General features: G+C 69.4%; 23 protein-coding genes and 1 tRNA gene. 15 read left to right on the plus strand and 9 right to left on the minus strand.

Translation table 11 applies throughout. The annotated features are described in order from the left end of the window. The first annotated feature begins 172 nt into the window (after positions 1 to 172). Positions 173 to 331, plus strand: coding sequence for a hypothetical protein (locus tag ABD289_RS05075; protein WP_344127032.1), 159 nt, complete (start codon positions 173 to 175; stop codon positions 329 to 331). A gap of 30 nt (positions 332 to 361) precedes the next feature. Continuing rightward, positions 362 to 1,009 (plus strand): response regulator, encoded by a 648-nt coding sequence (locus ABD289_RS05080; protein ID WP_344127034.1) that lies wholly within the window; start codon positions 362 to 364, stop codon positions 1,007 to 1,009. A 6-nt stretch (positions 1,010 to 1,015) separates the two neighbouring features. Here ABD289_RS05080 and ABD289_RS05085 read toward each other — a convergent pair whose 3' ends face one another. Further along, positions 1,016 to 1,279, minus strand: coding sequence for a PLD nuclease N-terminal domain-containing protein (locus tag ABD289_RS05085; RefSeq protein ID WP_344127036.1), 264 nt, complete (start codon positions 1,277 to 1,279; stop codon positions 1,016 to 1,018). A 171-nt stretch (positions 1,280 to 1,450) separates the two neighbouring features. Between ABD289_RS05085 and ABD289_RS05090 the strand changes: the two genes are divergently transcribed. From ABD289_RS05090 to nhaA, 5 genes are all read left to right on the plus strand, one after another. Next, complete coding sequence (locus ABD289_RS05090; protein ID WP_344127038.1) at positions 1,451 to 2,593, plus strand: sensor histidine kinase; 1,143 nt, start codon at positions 1,451 to 1,453, stop codon at positions 2,591 to 2,593. Between the two features lie 234 nt (positions 2,594 to 2,827). Next, a complete protein-coding gene (locus tag ABD289_RS05095) occupies positions 2,828 to 3,733 on the plus strand; it encodes an ATP-binding cassette domain-containing protein (protein ID WP_344127040.1) in 906 nt (301 codons plus the stop codon). Then, on the plus strand, positions 3,730 to 4,485 hold the full coding sequence (locus tag ABD289_RS05100) for an ABC transporter permease (RefSeq protein WP_344127042.1): 756 nt from the start codon (positions 3,730 to 3,732) through the stop codon (positions 4,483 to 4,485). The genes ABD289_RS05095 and ABD289_RS05100 overlap by 4 nt, the downstream gene beginning before the upstream one ends. Before the next feature lie 26 nt (positions 4,486 to 4,511). Further along, the gene (locus ABD289_RS05105) at positions 4,512 to 5,720 is read left to right on the plus strand and encodes a histidine kinase (RefSeq protein WP_344127044.1); all 1,209 of its coding nucleotides are present in this window, start codon (positions 4,512 to 4,514) and stop codon (positions 5,718 to 5,720) included. A 644-nt stretch (positions 5,721 to 6,364) separates the two neighbouring features. Next, on the plus strand, positions 6,365 to 7,582 hold the full coding sequence (nhaA, locus tag ABD289_RS05110; RefSeq protein WP_344127046.1) for a Na+/H+ antiporter NhaA: 1,218 nt from the start codon (positions 6,365 to 6,367) through the stop codon (positions 7,580 to 7,582). Between the two features lie 50 nt (positions 7,583 to 7,632). Here nhaA and wzt read toward each other — a convergent pair whose 3' ends face one another. After that, complete coding sequence (wzt, locus tag ABD289_RS05115) at positions 7,633 to 8,388, minus strand: galactan export ABC transporter ATP-binding subunit Wzt/RfbE (protein WP_344127048.1); 756 nt, start codon at positions 8,386 to 8,388, stop codon at positions 7,633 to 7,635. 160 nt (positions 8,389 to 8,548) lie between these two features. Here wzt and ABD289_RS05120 point away from each other — a divergent pair, with 160 nt between their 5' ends. Together ABD289_RS05120 and ABD289_RS05125 are read left to right on the plus strand one after the other, a co-directional pair. Further along, positions 8,549 to 9,136, plus strand: coding sequence for a TetR/AcrR family transcriptional regulator (locus tag ABD289_RS05120; RefSeq protein WP_344127173.1), 588 nt, complete (start codon positions 8,549 to 8,551; stop codon positions 9,134 to 9,136). Between the two features lie 503 nt (positions 9,137 to 9,639). Continuing rightward, on the plus strand, positions 9,640 to 9,885 hold the full coding sequence (locus ABD289_RS05125; protein WP_344127050.1) for a GNAT family N-acetyltransferase: 246 nt from the start codon (positions 9,640 to 9,642) through the stop codon (positions 9,883 to 9,885). 227 nt (positions 9,886 to 10,112) lie between these two features. Here ABD289_RS05125 and ABD289_RS05130 read toward each other — a convergent pair. Beyond that, positions 10,113 to 10,188: transfer RNA gene (locus tag ABD289_RS05130), tRNA-Lys, on the minus strand. A 396-nt stretch (positions 10,189 to 10,584) separates the two neighbouring features. Between ABD289_RS05130 and ABD289_RS05135 the strand changes: the two genes are divergently transcribed. After that, a complete protein-coding gene (locus ABD289_RS05135) occupies positions 10,585 to 11,127 on the plus strand; it encodes a GNAT family N-acetyltransferase (RefSeq protein WP_344127052.1) in 543 nt (180 codons plus the stop codon). Positions 11,128 to 11,142: 15 nt separating this feature from the next. On the opposite strand, the gene ABD289_RS05140 is transcribed toward ABD289_RS05135, so the two are convergent. Next, positions 11,143 to 11,628 carry a GNAT family N-acetyltransferase gene (locus tag ABD289_RS05140; RefSeq protein ID WP_344127054.1) on the minus strand — a complete coding sequence of 162 codons (486 nt, stop codon included), beginning with the start codon at positions 11,626 to 11,628 and terminating at the stop codon, positions 11,143 to 11,145. A 145-nt stretch (positions 11,629 to 11,773) separates the two neighbouring features. On the opposite strand from ABD289_RS05140, the gene ABD289_RS05145 reads away from it, so the two are divergent. Both ABD289_RS05145 and ABD289_RS05150 read left to right on the plus strand, forming a co-directional pair. Then, positions 11,774 to 12,985 (plus strand): cobalamin-independent methionine synthase II family protein, encoded by a 1,212-nt coding sequence (locus ABD289_RS05145; protein ID WP_344127056.1) that lies wholly within the window; start codon positions 11,774 to 11,776, stop codon positions 12,983 to 12,985. An 85-nt stretch (positions 12,986 to 13,070) separates the two neighbouring features. Next, a complete protein-coding gene (locus ABD289_RS05150; RefSeq protein ID WP_344127058.1) occupies positions 13,071 to 13,643 on the plus strand; it encodes a phosphatase PAP2 family protein in 573 nt (190 codons plus the stop codon). Here the strand turns inward: ABD289_RS05150 and ABD289_RS05155 are convergent. Continuing rightward, positions 13,543 to 14,676: a DUF418 domain-containing protein gene (locus tag ABD289_RS05155; protein WP_344127060.1), complete on the minus strand. Its 1,134-nt coding sequence runs from the start codon at positions 14,674 to 14,676 to the stop codon at positions 13,543 to 13,545. The genes ABD289_RS05150 and ABD289_RS05155 overlap by 101 nt on opposite strands. Before the next feature lie 109 nt (positions 14,677 to 14,785). On the opposite strand from ABD289_RS05155, the gene ABD289_RS05160 reads away from it, so the two are divergent. Continuing rightward, entirely contained in the window at positions 14,786 to 15,403 is a 618-nt protein-coding gene (locus ABD289_RS05160) for a TetR/AcrR family transcriptional regulator (RefSeq protein WP_344127062.1), read from the plus strand. Here the strand turns inward: ABD289_RS05160 and ABD289_RS05165 are convergent. Beyond that, a complete protein-coding gene (locus ABD289_RS05165; RefSeq protein ID WP_344127064.1) occupies positions 15,382 to 16,002 on the minus strand; it encodes a YigZ family protein in 621 nt (206 codons plus the stop codon). The two genes, ABD289_RS05160 and ABD289_RS05165, sit on opposite strands and share 22 nt — an antisense overlap. Before the next feature lie 194 nt (positions 16,003 to 16,196). On the opposite strand from ABD289_RS05165, the gene ABD289_RS05170 reads away from it, so the two are divergent. Beyond that, a complete protein-coding gene (locus ABD289_RS05170; RefSeq protein WP_344127066.1) occupies positions 16,197 to 16,325 on the plus strand; it encodes a hypothetical protein in 129 nt (42 codons plus the stop codon). 50 nt (positions 16,326 to 16,375) lie between these two features. Here the strand turns inward: ABD289_RS05170 and ABD289_RS05175 are convergent, their stop codons facing one another. Next, on the minus strand, positions 16,376 to 17,497 hold the full coding sequence (locus tag ABD289_RS05175; protein ID WP_344127068.1) for a 5-methyltetrahydropteroyltriglutamate--homocysteine S-methyltransferase: 1,122 nt from the start codon (positions 17,495 to 17,497) through the stop codon (positions 16,376 to 16,378). A gap of 190 nt (positions 17,498 to 17,687) precedes the next feature. On the opposite strand from ABD289_RS05175, the gene ABD289_RS05180 reads away from it, so the two are divergent. After that, positions 17,688 to 18,842 carry an FAD-dependent oxidoreductase gene (locus tag ABD289_RS05180; protein WP_344127070.1) on the plus strand — a complete coding sequence of 385 codons (1,155 nt, stop codon included), beginning with the start codon at positions 17,688 to 17,690 and terminating at the stop codon, positions 18,840 to 18,842. Positions 18,843 to 18,912: 70 nt separating this feature from the next. Here ABD289_RS05180 and ABD289_RS05185 read toward each other — a convergent pair whose 3' ends face one another. Together ABD289_RS05185 and ABD289_RS05190 are read right to left on the minus strand one after the other, a co-directional pair. Then, positions 18,913 to 19,743 (minus strand): aldo/keto reductase, encoded by an 831-nt coding sequence (locus ABD289_RS05185; RefSeq protein ID WP_344127072.1) that lies wholly within the window; start codon positions 19,741 to 19,743, stop codon positions 18,913 to 18,915. 350 nt (positions 19,744 to 20,093) lie between these two features. After that, entirely contained in the window at positions 20,094 to 21,305 is a 1,212-nt protein-coding gene (locus tag ABD289_RS05190; protein WP_344127074.1) for an MFS transporter, read from the minus strand. Between the last annotated feature and the right edge of the window lie 234 nt (positions 21,306 to 21,539).

Here is a 21,539-nt window from a genome sequence, read left to right on the forward strand (position 1 = left end):
GGACGGGCTGGTCCTGGTGTCCCCGATGCTCGGCGTCGTCCACCGCGCGCGGCCGTGGCTCCGGCACGCTCAGCCGAACGCCCGGAGGCCGATCTGGCCGCCAGCACGTGGTGGGCGGGGTTGCCGTGCTCCGCCATCGGCCACTGGATCGGCGAGGAGCGGCCGCGCGCCGGTGGCTGCCGTCCTCCTGCTCGCGGGGCTCGTTCTCGTGGTCACCGGTCTGGTCCTGGCACCCGTTCCGGAGGTCCGGTCGTCCCGCCGAGCGGCGATGGCGCCGGATGCTTCGGCCCGCATCGCCCCGGAATCGGCCGGTATACCGTTGTCCCGGTGAACTTCCCCAACTCGCGGACGTGGTGAACCGGTGCCCATCAAAGTGGCCCTGCTGGACGACGAGGACCTGGTGCGCAGCGGCATCCGGATGATCCTCGAAGCGGATCCGGACATCGAGATCGTCGCCGAGGCGGCGGACGGTTCGGACGTGGTGGACCTGGTGGCCCGGCACCGCCCGGACGTCGTGCTCACCGACATCCAGATGCCGGCCGTCGGCGGCTTGGAGGTGACCAAGCGCCTCACCGCGCTGCCCGATCCGCCCGCCATCGCCGTGCTGACCACCTTCGACCTGGACGAGTACGTCCACGCGGCGCTGCAGAACGGTGCCGCCGGATTCCTGCTCAAGGACACCAAACCGCGCGAGCTCGCGGCCGCCGTGCACACCCTCGCGGGCGGCGAGGCGATGTTGTCCCCGCGCATCACCCGGAAGCTGCTGTCGACGTTCTCCACCGGCGGCACCGCCGCGCAGGAGGCCAAGTCCAGGGTGGCGGAGCTGACCGCCCGGGAGCGCGAGGTCGCGGTCGCGGTCGCCCAGGGCGCGAGCAACGCCGAGATCGCCGCGACCCTCTACATGAGCCAGTCCACCGTGAAGGTCCACATCGGACGGATCATGAACAAGCTGGACGCCGCCAACCGGACTCAGGTCGCGATCATCACCCACGACGCGGGACTGGCGTAGCGCGACTCAGCCGACCGGGCGGCGCCGGTACGAATCTCCCCGGCCCACCACGAACCACAGCAAGCTGCCCAGGAACGGGGCCACGAAGGCGAACACCAGCCAGGCCAGCTTCATCCCGCCGGTGTGCGGCGAGCCGATGATGCTGATCAGGGCGGCCACGAACAGCACGAGCCAGGCGAGGGCCACCAGCCCGATCAGCCCGAAGGCGCCCAGCGCGAGGATCTGCTGCGGTTCGGCGAGAAAGTGCGCGTTCGACAGGGCCGGAGTCATCAGGTTCGTCTTCCTTCCGGGAGGTGCGTTCTGCTTTCGATGGAGAACGCTATGCCGCGAGGAGCCCGAGCGGCGTCCGTCTTCTCGCCCGCGAGGACTTGGCCGAAGGTCGTAGGCGCGTCGGCCGGTAGGCGAACGCCCGGGCGGTCTGCCAGGACTAGAGTCGGTCCGGTGCCCGCCCTCGACGACCGCGAACGCCTGCTGTCCTGGTGGGATGGGAAGGCGCGCTCCCTGCTCTTCGACCTGCTGGTGGCGGTGCTGGCCACCAGCGGTCTGATCCGGATCATCGATCCGCCGTCGGCCTGGCCGATCGGGCTGGCGGTGCTGTCCGGGATCGGGCTGGTGCTGCGCAGGCGTTTTCCGTGGATCGCGGTGCTCACCGCGATCGCGGTGCTGGCAACCGGGCAGCTGCCGGTGGTCCCCGCGCTGATCGCCCTCTACACCTTCGCCCGTCGCCGCGGGCCCGGCCGCTCGCTGTGGGCGGCCTGGGTGGTGACCATCGGGAGCCAGGTGGCCGCCGTGATGATCCCGCAGGGCGGTTGGCACGGATTCCCGATGCTGCTGGGAATCGCCGTGAACTGCGCGGTGTACAGCACTCCCGCCATGCTCGGGCTGTGGATGCACCAGCGCGGCGTCATGGTGTCGGCGGCGCGGGAGCGCATCGAACGCGCCGAGCGCGAACGCGAACTGCTCGCCGAGCGGGCCGTGGCCGAGGAGCGGCGGCGCATCGCCCGCGAGCTGCACGACGTGATCGCGCACCGGGCGAGCGCGATGTCGTTGCAGGCGGGCGCGCTCACCATGCACGCGCAGGACGAGGAAACCGCCGAGACGGCCGAGCTCATCCGGGACAACAGCGCCAAGGCCCTCACCGAGCTGCGCGGGATGCTCCGCGTGCTGCGCGACGGCCCGTCCGGCGCGAATGAGCCGGACACCGCGCCCACCGCGGGCGACATCGGGGGACTGGTCGGCGACGCGGTCGCGGCCGGAACCCCGGTGCGGCTGCACATGCCCGAGCGACTGCCCGAGACCTCGAGCACGACCGGCCGCGCCGCCTACCGGGTGGTGCAGGAGGCCTTGACGAACTCCGCCCGGCACGCGCCGCACGCCGAGGTCCGGGTCGACGTCGAGGCCACCGGCGAGGAGCTCGTCATCACCGCGGCCAACGGCCCGGGATCCGCACCCGGCGAGGCGGGGGCGGGCTACGGGCTGCTGGGGATGCGCGAACGCGTGAGCCTCGCGGGCGGTTCGTTGGAGGCGGGTCCGGCGGGTGACGGCTTCCGGGTGCGCGCCGTGCTCCCGCTGCGCAGCGGTTAGAGCTTTCAGCCCTGCCTGGCGTGGCGGTTCGGCCGTGCTCGCCCGACGACGTCTTGCCCCCGCGGCGTGCCGGTTGCGTCCCGCACCGCATGCGGCCGCCAGCGCCCTTGCTGAACGGGTACTGCCCGAAAGTCGTACTCGCTCGTGGCTGGAAGTCAGACGCTGCGGAGGGGCCTGGTCCGCGATTCTCGGTGAAGTGCGGGAACTCCATTCCGACTTCATCGAGGAGCAGGGTTGATCACCGTCCAAGGACTGACCAAGAGCTACGGCGACGAGATCGTCGTGCGCGACCTCAGCTGCACCGTGCGGCCCGGAGTGGTGACCGGATTCCTCGGGCCGAACGGGGCGGGCAAGTCGACGACCATGCGGCTGATGCTCGGGCTCGATCGCGGCGAGGGCAGCGTCACCTTCGGCGGCCGGACCTACCGGGAGCTGCCGAACCCGGTGCGCACCGTGGGCGCGCTGCTGGACGCCAGGGCCACCCACCCCGGACGCACCGCCCAGCAGCACCTGCGGATGGTCGCCGCCGGCGCCGGTATCGGCGAGCGGCGGGTCCGCGAGGTGCTCGCGCTGGTCGGGCTGGACGCGGCGCGGAACCGCCGGGTGGGCGGGTTCAGCCTCGGGATGCAGCAGCGGCTGGGCATCGCCACCGCGCTGCTCGGCGATCCGGAGCACGTGATCCTCGACGAGCCGACCAACGGTCTCGACCCGGAGGGCGTGCGCTGGATGCGCACCCTGCTGCGCGGCCTCGCCGACGAGGGGCGCACGGTCTTCGCGTCCTCGCACCTGCTGTCCGAGATGGCCCAGCTGGCGGACGATCTCGTGGTCATCGGGGAGGGCGAGCTGATCGCCGCCGAACCGGTGCGCGACTTCGTCGACGCGCACACCCGAACCCAGGTGATCGTCCGGACCCCGGAGGTCGCTCGGTTCCGGGAGTTGTTGCACCGGGCGGGTTTCCAGGTCCAGCAGGCGGAAGCCGACCAGCTCGTCGTGGAGAACGCCGACACGGACGCGATCAGCGCAGCGGCGCGGCAGGCGAACGCGCCGCTGCGCGAGCTGCACACCCGCCGCAGCAGCCTCGAGGAAGCGTTCCTGCACGCCACCGCCAACGCCACGACCTACCGGGGAGCAGCAGCATGAGCACGGAGACGATCGCCGACCGGGCGTCCTTGCCGCCCGCCGACCGCGCGCCGGGTTTCTCGCGCGCGCTCGCCCACGAGTGGGTGGCCACGCGGACCATGCGCTCCAACTGGCTGCTCATCGCCGCCGCCGTGGTGCTGCAGGTGCTCGTCACCGTGCTCGGGCACGACTCGCGGGACACCGGTGACATCACGTTCGAGAAGGTGGCCGGGGTGATGTGGCTGTTCGTGCCGATCATCGCTGCGATCGGGGTCAACTCCTTCGGGACGGAGTACCGGTACCGCACGATCACCACGACCCTGCTCACCGTGCGCCCCCGCGCGCACGTGCTGCTGGCCAAGGCGATCGCGGTCGGGGCCGTGGCGCTCGGCGCGCAGGCGATGCTGCTTGCGGTGAGCTGGCTGGTCCTGGCGCTGTCCGGAGCGGCGCCGACGGCGCCGACAACGCTGGTGATCGGTGTCGGAGCGCTGGTGTACGCGGTGCTGTCCGCGCTGATCGGGCTGGCGCTGGCCGGGCTGGTGCGCGCTGCCGTGCTGCCGATCGCGCTGCTGGTGGTGTGGCCGCAGGTCGAGATGTTCCTGATCAACCGGTTGGAGCTGCCGGAGTGGGCGCTCGTGGTGCTGGAACCCTTCTACTCGGCGCGCAGGCTGATCACGACGGATCCGCAGTGGCACCTGGGCTTGCCGATGCTGGTGCTGGCGGCGATCCTGCTGGGCGCAGCGGCGGTCCTGCTGACCCGTCGGGACGCGTGACCGGCTGCGCTCGTAACGTGCTCGGGATGTCGGTGAATCAGCAGCGCTCGTGGTTGCAGTGGTGGGGCGGCTCGCCGCGGTCCCTGCTGTTCGACCTCGCCGTGGCGGCTGCCCCGGTCGCCGGGGAGTTCTACTCGCACGGCGGTCGGCTGACCGACACCTCACCGATCGCGCTGGCCTGCCTGGTGGTCGGGTTCTGCGCGCTCTTGGTGCGACGGCGCTTCCCGTTCCCGGTCGCGGTGATCGCGGCCCTGGTGGGGATCCCCACCGGACGGAGCGCCTTGGGGGTCACCGAGATCGCGCTGTACACCGTGGCGAGCCGGCGCGGGCCTCGGGCGGTGACCTGGGTGGCCGCGGGCGTGCAGGTGACCGCCCTGCTGCTCACCATCGCACCGCCCGAGGCCCTCCACGCCAGCCCCGGCTTCGGCACGAGCATCCTGCTGCTCGCGATCGGCGTGCCGCTGCTGCTGGGCCTGTGGGTGTTCGGGCGGGTCAGCGCGCTCGCCGACTACCGGGAGCGCGCCGAGCAGGCCGAGCGGGAGCGGGAACTGCTCGCCGAACGCGCGGTCACCGAGGAGCGGCGCGAGATCGCCCGGGAGATGCACGACGTCGTCGCGCACCGGATCGGCATCGTCTCGCGGCACGCCGAGGCCCTGGCTGCCAACGCGTCGGACGAGCGCAGCGGTGAGCTCGCCGAGACCATCCGGGACACCAGCGTCACCGCGATGTCCGAACTGCACGACATGCTGCGCGCGCTGCGCGATGATCCCGAGGACGAACCCGCGGCGGCACCGGCCCTTGCCGGGATCCCCGATCTCGTCGACGACGCCGTGCGCGCGGGCGGGAACGTCCGGCTCGACATGCCCGAGCCGGTTCCGGAGGTGGCTCCCGTCGTGGGGCGCGCCGCGTACCGCGTGGTGCAGGAGTCCCTCACCAACGCCGCCAAGCACGCCCCGCACGCGGCGGTGCGCGTCGAGGTGACCGAGGACGCGGACGGGCTCGTGGTGACCGTGACGAACCGGCGCAGCCCGCGCGCGCACGCCGTCGCGCTGCCGAGTTCGGGCTTCGGCCTGGTCGGCATGCGGGAACGGGTGGCCACGGCCGACGGGAAGCTGCGCGCGGAGCACACCGACGACGGCGGCTACCGCGTGCGCGCGGTGCTCCCGCTGCACCCGGACGAGGAGCTCGCGGACCCGAGCGATTCCGGCCGGGACCCCGAAGCGGGCTCGGACTAGGTGCTGCTCCGCGCGCCGCCGCATCCCGCGCCGTGGTAGCGCGGCGGGGTGAACAACGGGTGCGCGTTCGCGGGACCGGCCATGATGGGACCCGCGGCCGCGCTTCTGACAGTTTTGCCTAAAACTGTTGCATGATCATGTCCGTTTTGCCCGGACAGTTTTAGGCAAAACTGTCAACCTGCCGAGGCGCGGTCAGGGGAGGAGTGTGCCGACCGTCACTCGGAAGGGGTCAAGTTGGGGCGGGGTATTGGTACCGTGGTGACGTGTTTATCCACCGGAGGCCGTTACGTCCCGCACACGACGTGCGGAAACGACGCGTTTCGGTCCGGTCCCGGAAGCACGATCCCGGGATGCGGTGGGTGCTGAAGCGCCCCGAGGGCGTGTTGCGCCACCCGGGGACCAACGGGTGGTTGAGCTCGTTCGGCAACATCGCGCACGGTGAGCTGCCGGGATGCCCGCCGCCACAGCGGAGTCGCTGACGCCCGACCGGCGTCGCCCCTCGTTCCCCGTTGGTTTCGCCCCGCTGCGCCGGGGCCGGTGTGCGGCCGCTCTGCGGGCCGCCGGTGAGGTTGTGTCTTGATCATGTTCGTTGATGCGCCGCGGGCGCTTCGTGTCGCGGGTCCGATCGTGCCGGGAGGTATCACGTGAAGGGCTTGCTGGATGCGCTGCGGCGCGATGCGGTGGGCGGATTCCTGCTGATCGGTGCGGCCGTGCTGGCCGTGCTGTGGGCGAACTCGCCGTGGGCGGGTTCCTACGAGGAGGTCCGGCACTTCTCGTTCGGGCCGGAGGCGCTGCACCTGAACCTGTCGCTGCAGCACTGGGCCGCGGACGGGCTGCTGACGCTGTTCTTCTTCATCGTCGGCAACGAGCTCAAGCAGGAGTTCGTCAACGGCGAGCTGCGCCACCCGAGGCGCGCGATGCTGCCGATCGTCGCAGCGCTGTGCGGTGTCGTGCTGCCCGCGGGAATCTTCGCGGTGATCAACTTCGGGCAGGGCCCGGCGCTCAGCGGGTGGGGCATCCCGATGGCCACCGACATCGCCTTCGCGGTGGCCGTGCTGGCGGTGATCGGCAAGCACCTGCCACCCGCGCTGCGCACCTTCCTGCTCACCCTGGCGATCGTTGACGACCTCGCGGCGATCGTTGTGATCGCCGTGTTCTACACCGATGACCTCTCCTGGCTGCCGCTGCTCGGCGCGATCGCCCTGCTGGTGGTGTTCGGCCTGCTGCAGCGCAGCTCGAAGTGGCTGGGTTCGCGGGTGCCGAGCTGGGCGGTCTTCGTGCCGCTGGGCGTGGTCATCTGGGCTCTGATGCACGCCAGCGGGGTGCACGCCACCATCGCGGGCGCGGCGATGGGCATGCTGATGCGCACCTCGATGCAGGCGAACGAGCAGGTCGACCCCAGTCACCGCGCCGAGAACGCCCTGCGCCCGTTCGTGATGGGCCTGGCGCTTCCGGTGTTCGCCCTGTTCTCCGCGGGAGTCGTCTTCGCCGACCTGGGCAGCATGCTGACCGACACGGTCTCCATCGGGATCATCGCCGGCCTCGTGGGCGGCAAGCTCCTGGGCATCGCGGGCGGATCATGGGTGGCCACCAAGATCACTCCGGCGGAGCTGAACCCCACGCTGAGCTGGATCGACATCGTGGGAATGTCCCAACTGGCCGGCATCGGGTTCACGGTCTCGCTGCTGATCAGCGAGCTCTCCTACCCGGACAACCCGATAATGCTCGAACACGGCAAGTCGGCCGTCCTCATCGCCTCGGCCCTGGCCACCCTGCTGGCGATCGTGGTCCTCGGCCCCCGAAGCGCCCACTACCGCGCCAAGGCCCAATCCACAGCCCCCGAGAGCACCCCGCACGAGTAACCCACCAGCCGGGACCCCGCCCACCCCGGCGGGGTCCCGGCCCGGGCCACTCACCCGCCGCGCCCGTACGGTTCGTGCCCCTTGTAGGCGGTGACGACGTGCACGGACCCGCGCATTCGGATCGATCCCTCGTCCATCCAGATCGCCGTGGTGCACAGCTCCAGCAGGAGTTCGTCGGAGTGCGAGGCGAACACCAGCATCCCCGAGCGGTTGACCAGGTCGACCAGACGTCGCCGGGCCTTCGCGAGGAAGGCGGTGTCAACGGCGCCCAGGCCTTCGTCGAGGATCAGGATCTCCGGGTCGATCGTGGTGACCACGCCGAGGGCTAGACGAACTCGCATGCCTGCGGAGTAGGTGCGCAGCGGCATGTGCAGGTAGTCGCCGAGTTCGGTGAACTCAGCGATGTCGTCGGCGCGTTGCTGCATCTGCTTGCGGGTCATGCCGAGGAACAGACCGCGGATGATGATGTTCTCGTGCCCGGAGACCTCGGGGTCCATCCCGATGCCGAGGTCGAAGACTGGCGCGACCTTCCCTTGGATCCGGGCGGTGCCGCGGGTGGGTTCGTAGATTCCCGACAACAGGCGCAACAAGGTCGATTTGCCCGCGCCGTTGTGCCCGACCAGGGCAACTCGGTCCCCGGCGCTCAGCGACAGCGTGATCTCGCGCAGCGCTTCGATGATCGTTGTCTTCGCTCCGGTACCGATCTTGCCGCCCACTTTCCCGAGGACCCGCTTCTTCAGAGATCGCGTCTTCGCGTCGAAGATCGGGAAATCGACGTAAGCGTCGCGCACCTCGATGTTCACCATGTTCCGGACTCGCTCTCGCCAAGGATGCGAATGGAAATTATCATTCGCATCTGCTGGGGCGGCGGCGGGTCGCCAGGCGCGCGGTAGCGTCGTGCCGATGAGCGCCCAGCCCGGATTCCGTCCTCCGCAGCAGGCCCGTAGTCGAGCGTCCTTGGAGAAGGTGCTGCTCTCGGCCGAGCACGTCCTGAGCGTTGGCGGTATCGACGACTTCACCGTTGCGGGAGTCGCCGAGCACGCGGGTATGTCCGTCGGGGCGATCTACCGTCGCTTCAGCGGTAAGGAGCAGCTCCTCGGGGCCGTGAAGGACCAGCTGCTCGAACAGCTCGAAGCCGATGTCGACGAAGCCCTGCGCACGGCGGAGCCGAGTCTCGGTGGCATCGTCGAAGCCTTCGTCCGAGCGATGGCGCGTACCTTTTCGGCCCGCACTCGGGTCTTCCCCGAGCTGCTCAGCGGCCAGCCCGCGGAAGGCGTCGAACGCGGCCTGCAGGCGCTCGACACGATTCAACGCGCGTTCATCGACTCCGCCGAGCCGCACTTGGACGAGATCGCCCGGCCCCGCCCTCAGGAAGCCGTCGGCTTCGCCGCGCGCAGCATCATCGGCTCATGCGTGCACCGCGCCGCCAGCTGCGACGCCTGGCCGGACGACCTGACCTGGACCACCTGGGCACGCGAAACCACGGAAATGACCACCACCTACTTGACTACGAACCCCACAGGCCAATTTCGGCAGACTGACAGTTTTGCCTAAAACTGTCGCAGCCGACCGGACGCGCTCACGCGACAGTTCTAGGCAAAACTGTCAGAAACCCCGGAAGACGCTGCCCGCGCCCACGGAGCTCGTGAAGTCCTCCCCGTCCATGTTCGCCAGGCCGTGGTAAGGCGCCCACGTGCATGAAATGCCCACACCGTTCTTTGATCTTTGTCATGATGCCCAGTGCGTAGCGGGGCACGCCAGGACGCGTCACGGGGATGGGGGACAAGGGTGCTACTTCGCGATGTTGAGCCCAGCGACGTCGAGATCTATGTCCGGATACAGTGCGATCCATCCACGATGACCGACCTCGGTGGACCGTTACCCGTGAAGGTATCGAGGCAAAGGTCCGTCGCCATGCCTACGAGGCAGCATCCGATTCCGCATGGATAAAGATGATTCATCCCTGATGAGGCCACTCCTGGAGTGGTAGCCGGAAACGTGACGCTCTGTCGCGCGAATCCGGAGCAGGCAGCGATCCTGTATCTGAGATCGGCTGGATGGTGCTACCCGAGTTTCAGGGCCGCGGATTCGCCAAGCGGGCAACGCGCATGCTGCTCGAACGAGCTCGCGACGATGGCCGTTGGGGACTCGTGCACGCGTTCCCTGCTGTGACGAACGGTCCGTCGAACGGCATCTGCCGCGCTCTCGGGTTCACCCTTGTAGGACAGCAGAATGCGCCGTTTGCCGATCGTGTGCTGCGAACCAATCGTTGGGTGATCGACCCGAGCGTTGACCTGGCCTGAGCCGTTCGAAATCCCGGAAACGTTGACCGCGCGCCTGATCGCCGACCGGCTCGGTCATCGCGGCCTTCGATGACGCAGGATGTCTATATGGGCCGCACGGGTGTCAGCCGTCAGGCTGCGGAGGCGCTGGAGGGAGCGCTGCCGGAACAACCCCGGATCGTTTAGTGCACGTAAGGTGCACGCGCGATCTTGGCGCGAAACAACCCCAGGCCTTCGACCTGGGGTTTTGGTGGGGCGCCAGGGGATCGAACCCTGAACCCGCGGATTAAAAGTCCGCTGCTCTGCCAGTTGAGCTAACGCCCCGCGCGGTCAAGGCTACAAGGTCTCGATGATCTTCGTCGGCAAGGTCTGCGCAATCCGGGCGCGTGTCACACCGACGCGATGATCATGGCTCAACGAGGTGCGCGAACGGGCTCGCCGCCCGGCTGACCGGCTGACTCGGCCCTTTCCTCGTGCGACCGGTCGCACCCACGGCCTCCCTCGGGCCGCCGACTGCACCCGCGGCTTTGAAGTCACCCCTCAAGCCTCATCGCTGGTCACGGTCACGGTCACGGTCGCTGGGGTTCGGGGTTCGGGGTTCGGGGTTCGTGACAGTTTTGCCTAAACCTGTGGGTCCGTGTCCCGTGTGCTTGGACAGTTATAGGCAAAACTGCCACGACCGGCGGTCGGGTGGGGTGCCTTCGGCGGTGGGTGTGGTAGGTGTCCGGGGTGCTTGCGGGTGAGAAGGCTTCGGAGTCCTATCGGTGGCGGTTGGCCACTCGAGCGGATCTGCCTGCGATCGTGGAGATCTACAACTCCGCGATCCCGGATCGATCTGCTACCTGCGATCTGGAGCCGGTCAGCGTCGAGTCGCGGGAGACGTGGTTCGCCGAGTCCAATCCGGAGCGCCGGCCGATCTGGGTCGGGTACGAGGCCGGGGAGCCGGACGCCGTGGCCGGGTATCTCTCGTTCGAGCCCTTCCTCAACGGGCGTCGCGGCTACGACCCGACCGCCGATCTCGCGCTCTACCTCCACCCCGAGCACCGCGGGCGGGGGCTCGGGGGCTTCCTGCTGGCCGAAGCCATCGCTCACGCACCGCTTCTCGGTGTGCGGGTGCTCGCGACCACGATCTTCGCGAGCAACACGCGGAGCCTGCGGCTGTTCCACAACCACGGCTTCGCCGAGTGGGGGCGGATGCCCGCGGTGGCCGATCTCGACGGTGTCATCCAGGACGTCGTCCTGGTCGGTCGTTCGGTCGCCTAGGGCGACGGTGCCCGATCAGCGGAGCCGCTTCTCGAAGAGGGTGACGCTGAACCAGCCGTGGTCGAAGTCCTTGCGGCCGACCTCGGTGAAGCCCCGGCTGCGGTAGTAGGCGCGCAGGGCTTCGTTGGTTTCGCCGCAGTCGAGGCGGAGGCGCTCGGCTCCTTCAGCCGTGCTCCGCTGGGCGGCCCAGCGGAGCACGGCCTCGCCGAGTCCTCGGCCGGCCGCCGCGCGGTCGACCATGAGTCCGTGGACGTACCGGGCCGAAGTCTCGTCCTGGCCCCAGATCTCGCGGTCGGCGCGCAGGAAGCGCAGTGCGGCGTCGATTCCCGCGCCGTTGCGCAGGACGTGCCATTCGCCGCGGGCGATCTGGGCCGCGACCTCGGCTTCGGTCACCTCTCCCGGGATCCACTGGTCGACTCCCTCGGCTCGCAGCCAGTCTTCGAGGCTTCGACGCAAGCGGTGCAGGGCGCGGGAGTCCGCGGCGGTCGCCGGTTCGAGCATGTGGTGAGTCTAAACCCTTGCCGCGCAGTGCGTTTCGATTCGTCTTCCGGGTGGCGAATCGTGCCGTTGACCGCCCTCGCGGGCGCTGGAAGGGTCGGTTCGCGGTTGTCGGCGCCCAGCCAGCGCTGCCGGAAGGGAGAACCGCGTGAACGACAGGATCCTCGCCACGCACACCGGAAGCCTGATCCGCCCGAAAGAACTCCTGTCCTACCTGGCCAAGAAGCACCAGGGCGTCGAGGTCGACGAGGACGCCTACCGCAAGTGCCTGACCGGCTCGGTCGCCGACGTGGTCCGCGGGCAAGTGGAAGCGGGAATCGACGTCGTCGACGACGGCGAGATGGGCAAGGCCAGCTGGATCACCTACCTCTACGAACGGGTCAGCGGCCTGGAAGCGCGCGCGGTCGACATCGAGGGCGACAGCGTCCTGCCGCCGAGCCGGGACCGGCAGGCGTTCCCGGGCGCCTACGCCGAGCTGGACGCGCTGACCGAGGACCAGAACCGGCAGAGCAACGCCGCCGTGCTCGACGCCGAGGACGGGAGCTCCGCATCGGACGCCGTGTCCTGGTTCGTCACCGGACCGCTGCGCTACGACCGGACCGCCGTCGATCGCGACATCGCGAACATGAAAGCCGCTGTGGCGCAGCACGACGGCGTCGAGGGCTTCCTGCCGGTGGTGGCTCCGGCGAGCGCCTACTGGTTGTCCAACGACTACTACGACACCGAGCAGGAGTTCGTCTTCGCGCTGGCCGACGTGCTGCGCGAGGAGTACCGGGCGATCGTGGATTCCGGCCTGATGCTGCAGGTCGACGACGCGGTGCTGATGCACGAGTGCGACACGATCCTGTCCCGGGGCGGTTCCTACGACGACTACCGGCGCTGGGCCGAGCTGCGGGTGCGGGCGCTCAACCACGCGCTGGACGGCTTGCCGGAGGATCGGGTCCGCTACCACGTCTGCTTCGGCAGCTGGCACGGTCCGCACGCCTACGATCCGCCGCTGCGCGACGTCGTGGACATGATCCTCGAGGTCAAGGCCGGTTACTACGCGATGGAGCAGGCCAATCCGGCGCACGAGCACGAGTGGAAGGTGTGGGAGGACGTCAAGCTCCCGGACGGCAAGAAGCTGATCCCGGGCGTGGTCACCCATCACACCAACGTGGTCGAACATCCCGAGCTCGTCGCCCAGCGGCTGGTGCGGCTGGGCGACCTGGTCGGGCGGGAGAACGTTCTCGCGGGCACCGACTGCGGCTTCGCCCAGGGCGCGTTCGTCTCCCGGGTCCACGAGGAGATCCAGTGGGCCAAGCTGAGGTCGCTGGCCGAGGGCGCCCGGTTGGCCAGCGGGAAGCTCTGGCGCAGGTGAGCGCGGGTGGTGCGCCGGCCCGGGACCGGCGCACCACGACGTCGAGACCCTGCGCGCTGGGCGGCCGTCCGTATTCTGGGGCGCTATGGAGCTCAGCGGTGCGGTGTACTTGGTGATCGCGGGCTGGGGAGCGGCCTCGCCCGAGTGGGTCCAGTGGTCCGCGCTGTTCGCCACGGACGCGATCCTGGTCGCCTTCGCCGTGCTCGCCTGCGTCGTGTGGTGGCGGGTCGACCGGCGGCTGCGCGCCCTGGTCGCGATGCTCGCGGCCGGGGGTGCGGCGTGGTACGCCGCTGACCTGGTCAAGCGGGTCTTCCTGGCGGAGCGCCCGTGCCGGGCGCACGTGGTGGAGACCGTCGAGAACTGCGCCGAGGTCAGCGTGTGGTCGTTCCCCAGCGGTCACGCGGCCACGGCGGGCGCGTTCGCGGTCGCCGCGGCGATGTTCTGGCGGCGCCTGATCTGGCCCGCCGTGCTGCTGGCGGTGCTGGAGGCGTTCCTGCGGGTGTTCATCGGCGTGCACTACCCGCACGACGTGCTGCTCGGTCTGCTGTTCGGTGCGGTCATCGGGCTGATCGTTGCGGCAGCAGGTAGGCCCGGTGCCAGGCGGCCTCCAGCGGTCCGCGCCGGTGATGCCGCAACCACCACGTCGACAGGAGCATGAACGCCGCGCTGATCGCCGCCCACGCGACGATCGTCCACCACGGGCGCCAGGCGTCCAGCCGCACCGCGAGGCCCAGTCCCCAGCCGTAGCAGAGCGCGGCGGCAGCCAGGTTCTGGAGCACGTAGCAGCTCAGCGCGGTGCGCCCGACCGAGGTCATGCCCCGCAGCAGCGGTCCGGAACCGCGCACCGCGCTCGGGATCAGCCCGAGCAGGCCCAGCGCGACCAGCGGCGGCAGCACGTAGCGGTCCACCATGAACCAGCCGGGCCCGGCGAACGCGGTCAGCAGGTTCAGCGGCGCGCCGATGCCGAAGCCGATGATCATCAATCGGTTGCGCAGCCGCTGCCCCTCGGGCGCGAACGCTCCGGCGCGGTGCAGCTTCGCGCCGAGCAGGAACAGCGCGATCGACATCGGCACGACGAAGATCGCTTCCGCGCGGTAGACGAGCCAGTCGTCGATCCGCGCCGCGACCTGCTGCGGCCAGCTGCCGTGCGCGTACAGCGCCGTCGGTTCGGTGCGCAGCGAGGCGTTGCCCGCCAGCAGCGCGCCGGTGATCAGGGCGATGAACAGCAGGTGCACCGCGGTCGTCACACCGATCCACCAGCTCACGGCCCGTTCGCTGCGGCCGACCAGGTGGGCCACCAGCAGCGAGGTCACGGCGTAGCTCATCAGCACGTCGAACTCGAAGATCAGCAGGTAGTGCAGCAGGCCCTCGACGAACAGCAGCGCGGCGCGCCACAGGTACCAGCCGGGCCAGCGCCCGCCGCGGCGCAGCGCCGAGCGGTACTGCAGCTCCAGGCCAACCCCGAACAGCAGCGTCAGCAACGCGAGGAACTTGCCGTTGGCCAGTGCGCGCAGCGTGGTTTCGACGGCGCCTGGGAGCGTCGTCGGATCGGTGGCGGGCAGGAAGGATGCTGGCCCGTTCGGGTCGGTGAAGATCCAGATGTTGGTGCCCAGCGTGCCGAAGATGGCCACGCCGCGCAGCACGTCGAGGGCACCGATGCGCGAGTCGGGTGTTGCCTGAAGCTGCGTCACGAGTCCCCCCAGTGGACCGCATCCGTCATCACGGAAGGTTACGATGCAACTGCATGGTAAACAGCCGCGGCGCAGCGTTGCAATGCGATCGCATTGGAAAGGTTGGCAGTTGCCCAAGCAGGTGGACCACGAGGCCAGGCGGGCCCAGATCTCCGAGGCTCTGATGCGCCTGGCCAGCAGGGGTGGGCTGGAGGCGGTGAGCCTGCGCGACGTCGCCGCCGAGGCCGGCGTGTCGATGGGGGCGGTGCAGCACTACTTCAAGAGCAAGGACGACATGCTCGAGCACGCCATGGCGCACGTCTACGACCGCGCCGAGCGGCGCATCCGGGCGCGATTCGCAGCCGTCGAGCGGGCGCCGCGACCGCGCGAGGTCATCCGGGTGCTGATGCTGGAGATGCTGGCGCTCTCCGAGGAGAGCAGCGCGGAATTCCTCACCGCGGTCTCGTTCTTCGTCCGCGCGCTCGGCTCGCCCCGGCTGGCCGAGATCTACCGCAGGGATTGGCCGGAGCTCGAGCAGTGGGTGGCCGCGGAACTGCGCCGCGCGCAGGAGGCGGGTGAACTGCCCGCCGATCGCGATCCCGAGTGGGAGGCGGAGCTGCTGGTCACCGTTCCGGACGGGCTGTCCTTCGGGCTGCTGCTCGGGCATCGGACCCCCGAGCGGGCAGTGGCCGTCATCGACCACTACCTGGACCGGCTCTTCGGCGCTCAGGCGGGGAGTTCGGCGTAGATCAGGTCGCCCTCGACGGCGGATGCCGCGCCGCCGGTCGTCTCGGCCAGCCACTCGTCGAAGCGCGTCACGTCCTCGACCGGGACGTTGACGTGGAAGGTCACCGAGGCGTCGTAGGAGGTGTCGGCGACCTGGTAACCGGCCGAGCGCAACTCGTTGTCCAGGCTTCCGCCGAGCACGTAGTCGGCCTCGACGGACATCACCCGAACCGGCTGCCGGACCAGCAGGTCCACCTCGGCGAGCGCCTCGGTCACCGCGCCGCCGTAGGCGCGGACCAGCCCGCCCGCGCCGAGCTTGATCCCGCCGAAGTAGCGGGTGACCACGGCTACCACGTTGGTCAGCTCGTTGCGCCGCAGCACCTCGAGCATCGGCACGCCCGCCGTTCCCGCCGGTTCGCCGTCGTCGCTGGACTTCTGGATCTCGCCCGCGTCGCCGAGCACGAACGCCGAGCAGTTGTGCCGGGCGTCGTGGTGCGCCTTGCGGCGCTGCTGGATGAACTCGCGGGCCTGCTCCTCCTCGGTGACCCGCGCGAGCGCGCAGATGAACCGGGACTTCTTGATCTCGATCTCGTGCTCGCCCGGCCGCTTGATGGTGCGCAATCGGCCCCCTCTCCCGTCGGGTATTCTCCCATCATTCGGTCATCGCAGGTCGATGTGGTGATTTCCATATAAATGGAAGGCGAGTTCCATCCCCGAGGCTCGGGCACGTACCGTCCACCCTCATGGAGCAATCATCGAGCCCGTTTGAACCAGGCGTGCGGGTGCGTGCCACGTTCGGCCGGTTCCGTGATCAGGTGGGCACGGTGGTGGAAACGGCCACCGGTCTGCCCGAGGTCTTCGAGAGTCCTTGCCTCTGGGTGCGCTTCGACGGCGCCGAGGAGCCGGGCCTGGTGGCCGGGCGCTTCCTGGAACAGGCAGCTTGACCGCGGGTGGTTGTGACCGCACGAGCAGCCACAACCACCCGAAGCGATGATCAGCCCCAGACCTCCGCGGCGGTCTCGACGATCAGCCGCAGCTTGGCGACCTCGTCGTCGAAGGTGAGCGAGTTCCCGTCCTTGGTGGAGGCGAACCCGCACTGCGGCGACAAGCACAGCTGGTCCAGGTCGACGTACTTGGCGGCCTCGTCGATCTTGCGCTTGAGATCGTCCTTGGATTCCAGCTCACCGCGCTTGGTGGTGACCAGGCCGAGTACCACCTGCTTGCCCTTCGGCACGTACCGCAGCGGTTCGAAGGTGCCCGAGCGCTCGTCGTCGAACTCCATGAAGAACCCGTCCACCTGGAGCTCGTTGAACAGCGACTCCGCCACGAAGTCGTAGCCGCCCTCGGCGACCCAGGACGAGCGGAAGTTGCCCCGGCACATGTGCGTGGTGACCGACAGCGTGTCCGGCCGCTCCTTCAGCGACTCGTTGATCAGCCGGATCGTCTGCAGGTGCGCGTTCTCGGCGTCCTCGCCCCGGTCGCGCAGCATCTCGCGCTGCTTGGGGTCGTTGAGGTAGGCGAGGCTGGTGTCGTCGAGCTGCAGGTAGTGGCAGCCCAGGTCGGCCAGCGCGCGCACCTCGGCCCGGTAGGCCGCGGCCAGGTCGGCGCGGAACTCCGCCAGGTCCGGGTAGACCTCGGAATCGATGGCCGCGCGGCCACCGCGGTAGTGCAGCATCCCGGGCGACGGGATGGTCAGCTTCGGGGTGGCCGTGCCGACCTGCTTGCTCAGGTAGGTGAAGGCGTCGGCGAAGATCGTGCCGTTGAGCTTGATCTTGTCGGTGACCCTCAGGTCCGGCGTGACGAACTCGATGTCGCCCTCGGCGTTGTGGAACTGGACCTTGAGGTTGGCGTCGTCGACCCGCTCGACGCCGTCGAGCTGGTAGAAGAAGTCCATGTGCCAGGACGAACGGCGGAACTCGCCGTCGGTGGCGCTCTGCAGGCCGACCTCTTCCTGGGTCCGGACGACGGAGGTGATCGCCTCGTCCTCGATACGATGCAGTTCGGCATCGTCGATGCTGCCCGCGGCGTGGTCCTCCCGGGCCTGGAGGAGGTGCTGCGGGCGGAGCAGGCTGCCGACGTGGTCGGCGCGGAACGGTGGTGCAACGCGTGGGCTCATGGCAGGGAACATAGTTCGCCCGCAGGGACGTGCAAAGGTGCCCTTTCAACATTCGGAAAGAGGGTTGCTCGAGGTTTCGAACGCTGTTCGCGCTGGTCGTCCACGCCGTGTGACCAAGGACAATTCGGTACATCCGGTCTGGTGGATAAAATCGCGTGGGCAGCAGCGTCGGGGATGACGGATGGAGACGATGCGGGTTCTCGTAGTCGGGGCCGGAGTCGGCGGACTCGCCATCGCCAGTGGTTTGCTCGGTAGTGGCCATGACGTGCAGGTTTACGAGCACGCCGAGGCGCTGCGCACCACCGGTGCGGGTATCACGGTCTGGAGCAACGGCACGGCCGCGCTGCGCGAGCTCGGCGTCGACATCGAACCGCACGGCAGGCCGCTGCGCAGCCTGCGGTCGCTGACCGATTCGGGGCGGCTGCTCTGGGAGGCCGACCTCGACGAGGTCACCGAGCGCCTGGGCTCGCCCACCGTGCAGATCCCGCGGCGCAAGCTCATCGCCGAGATGGCGGCGGTGCTGCCCTCCGAGCGCCTGCACTTCGGGCGCCGCTGCGTGTCGGTCACCGAGCACTCCGATCACGTGGTGGTCGAGTTCGCCGACGGCAGCACCGCCACGGGTGACCTGCTGATCGGTGCCGACGGGCAGCGTTCGGTGGTCCGCCATCAGGTGCTGGGCGGGGAGCCGGCCAAGCCCACCGGCTGGGCCAGCTGGCAGGGCCTGACCCGCAGCGACCTGCCGGTCGCCTACGGCAACCAGACGCTCAACATCGCGGGCCGCAACGCGCACTGCGGGCTGATCCCGACCGGTGACGGTCTCCTGCACTGGTGGTTCGACATGCCCTGGCAGGAGGGCGACCGGGTGCACACCGTCGCCGAGCTGCGCGAGCACTTCCGCGGCTGGCCCGCGCCGGTGGAGGGCTTACTGGCCTCGGTCACCGACGACGACCTGGGCTTCTTCCCGCACATCCGGCACAAGGTCCCGCAGGTCTGGGGCGGTGCCCGCAGCACCCTGCTCGGCGACGCGGTGCACGCGATGCCGCCCGCGGTCGCGCAGGCCGCCAACCAGACCCTCGAGGACGCCTGGTTGCTGACCCAGTACCTCGGACACGTCGACGGCGCGCCCGCCGACCTGCTGCGCGCCTACGAGCGCGAGCGCCGCCCGCGCGCGTTGAAGGTCTCCCGCACGGCCCTGTTCACCTCGGCCCAGCGCAAGACCCCCATCCAGCGCCTGGCGGTGTTCCCGAAGTGGCTGGCCACGCACAGCCAGGTCGTCTCGCTGCGCTCGGGCAGCAACGTCCTGCGGGCGCTGACGCCACCCCGTCCCGGGATGAGCATGGCCTGATCGGCTCGCTCAGCAGAACACCCCGGCGAAACGGGATGTTTCACCGGGGTGGTTCGCGCAGCGGTCGTGCTCAGGCGCCCAGTTCGTCCGGGTTGGGGCCGACCCGCTCGCCGGTCTCCAGGGCGGTGATGGCGGCGATGTCGTCCTCGGCCAGCTCGAAGTCGAAGATCGAGATGTTGTCCTCGATCCGCGACGGGGTGACCGACTTCGGGATCGTGACGTTGCCCAGCTGGATGTGCCAGCGCAGCACGATCTGGCCCGGCGTCTTGTCGTACTTCTCGGCCAGGTTGGCGACCGTCGTGCTGTCCAGCAGCCCGTTGTTGCGGCCCAGCGGGCTCCACGCCTCGGTGGCGATGCCGTGCTCGGCGTGGAAGGCGCGCAGCTCGGCCTGCGGCAGGTTCGGGTGCAGCTCGATCTGGTTCAGCGCGGGCACCACGTCGGTCTCCTCGAACAGCCGACGCAGGTGGTGGATCTGGAAGTTCGAGACGCCGATGGCCTTGGCGCGGCCGCTCTTGTAGATCTCCTCGAAGGCCTTCCAGGTCTCCACGTAGAGGTCCTTGCCCGGGACCGGCCAGTGGATCAGGTACAGGTCCACGTAGTCCAGGCCCAGCCGGTTCAGGCTGTCGTCGAAGGCCTTGAGGGCGCTGTCGTGGCCCTGGTCGTCGTTCCACAGCTTGGTGGTGACGAACAGGTCCTCGCGGTTGATCCCCGATTCGGCGATCGCCTTGCCCACGCCCTCTTCGTTGCCGTACACCTTCGCGGTGTCGATGCTGCGGTAGCCGGCGTCCAGGGCGGCGCGGACCGGGGTGACGACCTCGTCCGCGGGAACCTGGAAGACGCCGTAACCGAGCTGCGGGATCGACGCGCCGGTGTTCAGCGTGATGTTCGGAACCTGTGTCATGTGGGTGTTTTCCTCCGCCGATTTCGGGAATGTCTGGCCACGCGGGCCCCACGTCCGGCTGGAACCGATTCAGCGGCACCAGCATTCCAAGCTCACCGTGTGACCAAGGAGATACTTCAGTTTGGAGTTCGCGCGGTGCGGGGAGCGGAACCTCGGACGCCGTCGGGCTCCGGGGTCTCCGCGACTCGAGCGGCACCTGCGCGGCGCCGCGGCCGTCCTCGCCCGACGACGTCTGCGAACCCGCGGCGGTGCGGGCCGAGCCCCACACCGCATCCGGTTACCGCCGCGTGCTGCCAAGGACTCCCAAGACAACCGCGCGGGGCAACCGTATGTGGCCGCGGAACGCGGTGCTACCCGAGCGTGGGCGCCGAGTCCGCGCTCCGGGACGCCTGGTGCGAGGCGACGAGCTTGCCGCCCCGCGGCCCGCGGTCCATCCGGCCCGAGGTCAGCGCGAAGCCGAGGCCGACCAGGGCCAGCAGCGCACCGACCCAGCTGGGCGAGACGAGCCCGAACCCGGCGGCGATCACCAGGCCGCCCAGGTAGGCGCCAAGCGAGTTCGCGATGTTGAACGTCGACTGGATGCTCGCCGAGCCCAGCGCGGGCGCGTCCTTGGCCTTGTCCAGGATTCGCGCCTGGATGCTCGGGATCGCGGTGAAGCCGCTCGCGCCGATCAGGAACACCATCACCGGAGCCATGATCGGGCTGGAGGCGGTCAGCGCGAACACCACCAGCGCCACGGCCAGCGAGGACAGCCCGGCGTAGAGGGTCTTCATCGGGGACTTGTCGGCGAGCCGGCCGCCCAGCGCGGTACCGACCGTCATGCCCACGCCGAACACCGCCAGCAGCGGGGTGACCGCGGTGGGGCTGAACTGGGTGACCTCGGTGAGCACCGGCTTGATGTAGCTGTAGAAGGAGAAGATCGCGGCGAAGCCGAAGACCACCACGCCGAAGGCCATCCACACCTGGGGGTGGCGGAAGGCTCGCAGCTCGCCGCGCAGGCTGGCCTCGGTGGGCTTGGCCTGCTTGGGCACCAGCGCGGCCACCGCGGCCAGCGCCACCACGCCGATCACCGCGACCAGGGCGAACGCCCAGCGCCAGCCGAGCGAGTGCCCGAGCTGGGTGCCGACCGGGACGCCGACGATGTTGGCCACGGTCAGGCCGAGGAACATCATCGAGATGGCCTGGCCGCGCTTGTCGGTGGGCACCAGGCTCGCGGCCACCACCGCGCCGATGCCGAAGAACGCGCCGTGCGGCAGGCCCGAGATGAATCGCGCGACCAGCAGCATCTCGTGGCTGGAGGAGAACGCGGAGAACAGGTTCCCCGCGGTGAACAGCACCAGCATGCTCAGCAGCATCGCCTTCCGGCGAGCGCGCATGCCCGCGATGGTCAGCAGCGGTGCGCCGATGACCACGCCGAGCGCGTAGAGCGAGATGTAACCGCCCGCGTCCGGAATGGACACGTGCAGGTCGGAGGCTGCTTCGGGCAGCAGCCCCATCATCACGAACTCGGTCGTTCCGATCCCGAATGCGGCGATGGCCAGGGCCAACAGGGCAATGGGCAACGAAGTCTCCCGTGTGAAGTGGGTGGGTGCTGCGCGCGCTTCGGTGCACGGCCAGCGGTGCGGTCCTCGTGGGGCGACGGGCGGCGGAATCGATTCAGTCACGCCGCCGTCAATCTTGCTCCCGGTCGGTTGCAACGTTACAAGAGCCCGGCGCTGTTCCTCTCCCCGATATGAACCGCACCACTGCGCGCTTCGCCCGTTTGGGTCAACAAGGTGCGAAAACGGTCAGTCCAA

It is taken from the genome of Saccharopolyspora halophila, from assembly GCF_039531955.1.
GTDB classification, from domain to species: Bacteria; Actinomycetota; Actinomycetes; order Mycobacteriales; family Pseudonocardiaceae; genus Saccharopolyspora; species Saccharopolyspora halophila.